Source organism: Wolbachia endosymbiont of Drosophila baimaii (assembly GCF_028982185.1).
Classification (GTDB): domain Bacteria; phylum Pseudomonadota; class Alphaproteobacteria; order Rickettsiales; family Anaplasmataceae; genus Wolbachia; species Wolbachia pipientis.
In genome coordinates this window covers 1-3,582 of record NZ_JAPQLE010000088.1, presented here as the reverse complement: position 1 = coordinate 3,582, position 3,582 = coordinate 1, and the positions used below count along the sequence as shown (strand labels likewise).

General features: G+C 35.9%; 3 protein-coding genes and 1 pseudogene. All 4 read left to right on the top strand.

The genetic code is table 11. The annotated features are described in order from the left end of the window. Window positions 1–828 precede the first annotated feature (828 nt). The gene (gene ruvA, locus OZD66_RS02880; RefSeq protein WP_182367625.1) at window positions 829–1,410 is read left to right on the top strand and encodes a Holliday junction branch migration protein RuvA; all 582 of its coding nucleotides are present in this window, start codon (window positions 829–831) and stop codon (window positions 1,408–1,410) included. Next, on the top strand, window positions 1,407–2,387 hold the full coding sequence (ruvB, locus tag OZD66_RS02875) for a Holliday junction branch migration DNA helicase RuvB (RefSeq protein ID WP_182367622.1): 981 nt from the start codon (window positions 1,407–1,409) through the stop codon (window positions 2,385–2,387). The genes ruvA and ruvB overlap by 4 nt, the downstream gene beginning before the upstream one ends. Before the next feature lie 86 nt (window positions 2,388–2,473). After that, window positions 2,474–3,376 carry a hypothetical protein gene (locus tag OZD66_RS02870; RefSeq protein ID WP_259348551.1) on the top strand — a complete coding sequence of 301 codons (903 nt, stop codon included), beginning with the start codon at window positions 2,474–2,476 and terminating at the stop codon, window positions 3,374–3,376. A gap of 56 nt (window positions 3,377–3,432) precedes the next feature. Then, window positions 3,433–3,498, top strand: a pseudogene (locus OZD66_RS02865) (DNA-3-methyladenine glycosylase); the annotation flags it as partial. Window positions 3,499–3,582 lie beyond the last annotated feature (84 nt).

Sequence of the window (3,582 nt, the reverse complement as noted above, 5' to 3'; positions counted from 1 at the left end):
TACTGATATTCCCTATCTTTTTTATCTTTAATCCATCATAGCTAGCGATGCAACAAAGCCCACTGGGATCCAGGAATTTTATTAAGTTGGTAAGTATAAAAGTAGCCGTTTTATGTTAAAATACAACGTTTTGATGATTATGAAAAGGCTGGATCCCAGTGTCTGGGCACTGGGATGACAAGGTATAAACCTTATCGTCATGCCGCCGCAGACCGTCATACCGCGATTCATTCGCGGTATCTCGGCAATAGATCCCGCTAACACTTAGCGGGATGACGATTGTCGGTGAACCTAAGTTACTTTAGCCATAAATATTTAAGAAATTTACCAAATAAAAAAAAGGCAAAAGAAGCCCCGGTTACTATCTATTTTCAGTATTGGCGTTCTTTAAAGTCTTAAACACTGCAATTTAGCTGCTTTTAAATGCAACTCACCTTAGTTTAAATGTTTAAGAAATTTACTAAGCAGAAAAAAAGGCAAAAGAAATCCCGTGTTAGCTAGTTGTCACTCTCTAATCCTGCAAATTGGCGTACTATACTGTCTTAAACGCTTTATAAGCGCGTTTCAGCTTATATAGGTAAAAACCTAGAAATGTTGTGAAGACATAAGGTGCACATAGTGCAAAAAATTAAAAATAAGACGCCAACTACGTTGTTTTCTTGCTGTTTAATCTGCACAGATGAAGATAACTGAATACCTTCAGTCTCATGGTAAGGGGGCTGGCGGAGTTTGTCAAGTGGTTTTTTAGCCACGTTTCCCTGTTATAATGTTCGTTTACTTGACCTAAGATCCAGGAGTATTTAAACTGAACCCTATATAGTACTAAAAATGATAGGAAATCTAAGCGGAATAGTTGATGAAGTGTGCAGCGATCACATAATCCTGAACGTGAATGATGTTGGCTATATGGTGTATCTTTCAGCCAAAACTTTAAGTGCTTGTGCAATTGGAAGTAGAATCAAATTACTTATCGAAACCTATGCAAATAACAGAGAAAACACTACTCAGCTATATGGTTTTATAAGCAAAGAAGAACAGCAGTGCTTGAGGTTTCTAGTTAAAGTAAGCGGTGTTAGCTATAAAACTGCAATGTCAATTTTGAGTAAATTAACTCCAGAACAGCTATTTTTGGCAATTATGAATGAAGATAAAGTAACACTCAAGATGAGTGGACTTGGCTTGAAACTCATAAATCGAATCATCACTGAATTGAGTGGCAAAGTAAGTAAACTAGAAATAAATAACAATAACTTTAATCCAATTAATGAAGATGCCCTTTCAGCATTGATCAATCTTGGGTATGAAAAAATGAAAGCTTATGATACGATAAAAAAAATACAAGACGAATTGTCAAACCTGGACACTAAGGATATTATTCGCATGGCGCTTAAGGAGCTCTTAACATTATGAAATCAATATCGTGCGGTAAAGAATATACTGAAGATGTGCGCAATATTAACATCAGGCCTGAGCAACTTGATGATTTTGTCGGGCAAAAAGACTTAATACAAAATTTAAAAGTGTTTATAAACGCTGCACAGACGAGAACTGAAGCTTTAGATCACGTCTTATTGTACGGTCCTCCAGGGCTTGGCAAAACAACTTTAGCACAAATTGTTTCTAAAGAATTAAGAGTTAGCTTTCGCGCAACTTCTGGTCCTTTACTTAGTAAAGCTGGGGACTTGGCCGCAGTGCTTACCACTTTAAATGCAAAAGATGTCCTATTTATCGACGAAATTCATAGATTAAATCGCAGCATCGAAGAAGTTTTATATACTGCTATGGAAGATTTTTGCTTGGATATATTAGTAGGTGAAGGTCCATCTACTCGCACTTTAAGGATAGATCTACCACCATTTACGCTAATCGGAGCAACAACGCGGCTTGGATTACTTTCTGCGCCACTCAGAGATCGTTTTGGCATTCCCTTGCATCTTGAGTTTTACTCCTTTGAAGAACTGGTAAATATTATAAAAAGAGGTGCAAGAGTTCTTTCTACTGAAATTGAAGAAAATGCAGCACGGGAAATTGCCTGCCGTGCGCGCGGCACTCCAAGAATTGCTTTGAGATTACTGAGGAGAATAAGGGACTTTGTTGAAGTGAAAGATGATAAAAAAATCACTTACGAAGTAGCTGATTCTGTATTACTAAAATTGGGTGTAGATAAAATGGGACTCAATAAACTTGATGTGCATTATCTAAGATTTTTATTCAACACCTCAGGCCCTGTTGGAATTGACACTATATCTATTGCACTATCTGAGGATGTTGGCAATATTGAAGAAACAGTAGAACCTTACTTAATCAAAATTAGTTTTGTAAAGCGCACACCAAGAGGACGCGTTCTAACTGACCAAGCAAAGGAGTATTTGAGCTTTCAACATTAAAAGCTTTGCCATCAATAATTTATGTTGACCAATTGGCGTGATATCTATATGCTAACATTTATATATTAAAAATAATGGAGGCATATATGTTAACTAATAGTACTGAAATTGTATCTTTGATTGGAACTTCCTCTAATCTAAATATCAGTCCTTCTGATAATAATTCGATTTCGGATACTAAAAATGTACCTAAATCAACACTGGATGAGAATGTACCTAAATACGTCACTCTTAATAATGAAGAAGAATGGAATAAGTTCTTTGTAATGCAGAACAACCCTTCTACTAATACCACTAATAAAAAGAAACCAAAACCTTATATTCATAAGGATAGTAATGGTATATGTACATATACTGCTCGGGATGAGAATAAATATGGTGGTAAGAACATTATAGGCAAAATTGCTGAACAAATTAAAGAAGAGATATCTAAAAATATAGAAAATAATGATATAGAATTTATAAAACTTAAAGAAAGCAAAAATGAAGATAATATTATTGAGCCTGCTGTAAGAATTGCGATGGGTAGTAATACAAAAGAAGTAAGCATGAGTGACATTCTAAATAACGATTTGTGCAAACAATATGGCGTGAAAGCAATTACATTATTGCTACCTCAAAGTAAAGCAAGGGGGCTACGTTGCCGGGTTGATGAACATGGAACAAGAATTTATGAAGTGGCTAATGGATCATATCAAATGACTCTAAAGTGGTATGCCAAAGAAAAAGAATGTAATATTAAAATTAATATTCATGATAATGGTTCTGTAGAACTTCTTGAGAGTAATGGTGTTACTGAAGAACAGCTACGTGCGAATAAAGAGGTAAAAATAGGAAGACAATACGAAGCAAAACCTTTACATGAAGCATTAGCATCACAATTGCAACAAAAAAGTTCTGAAGCAGTGAAAGTTTTGCCGCAACCTTCAACAGATGTCACAGAGAGCACAGCACAAAAGCATCAGGCTCCTGCTGCTCAAAATAGGTAAAGTAGTGAAAGTTCAGTATAAGTTGCTTGCATCTGCAAGTAACTTATACTTTTATGATGAGCAACACAATACTACCAAGAAATTTCTACGAACGCCCAACTTTGGTTGTAGCCGGGGAGTTATAGCATTTCTCATAATAGTCCGAACAGGTCATAGGAAGGCAGAATCAACAGCACGACGAAAGGATTCGAATAGAGGAATGTTTT

Coding starts and splice junctions, on each gene's coding strand:
- ruvA (WP_182367625.1), top strand. CDS start 829: ATGATAGGAAATCTAAGCGGAATAGTTGATGAAGTGTGCAGCGATCAC.
- ruvB (WP_182367622.1), top strand. CDS start 1,407: ATGAAATCAATATCGTGCGGTAAAGAATATACTGAAGATGTGCGCAAT.
- OZD66_RS02870 (WP_259348551.1), top strand. CDS start 2,474: ATGTTAACTAATAGTACTGAAATTGTATCTTTGATTGGAACTTCCTCT.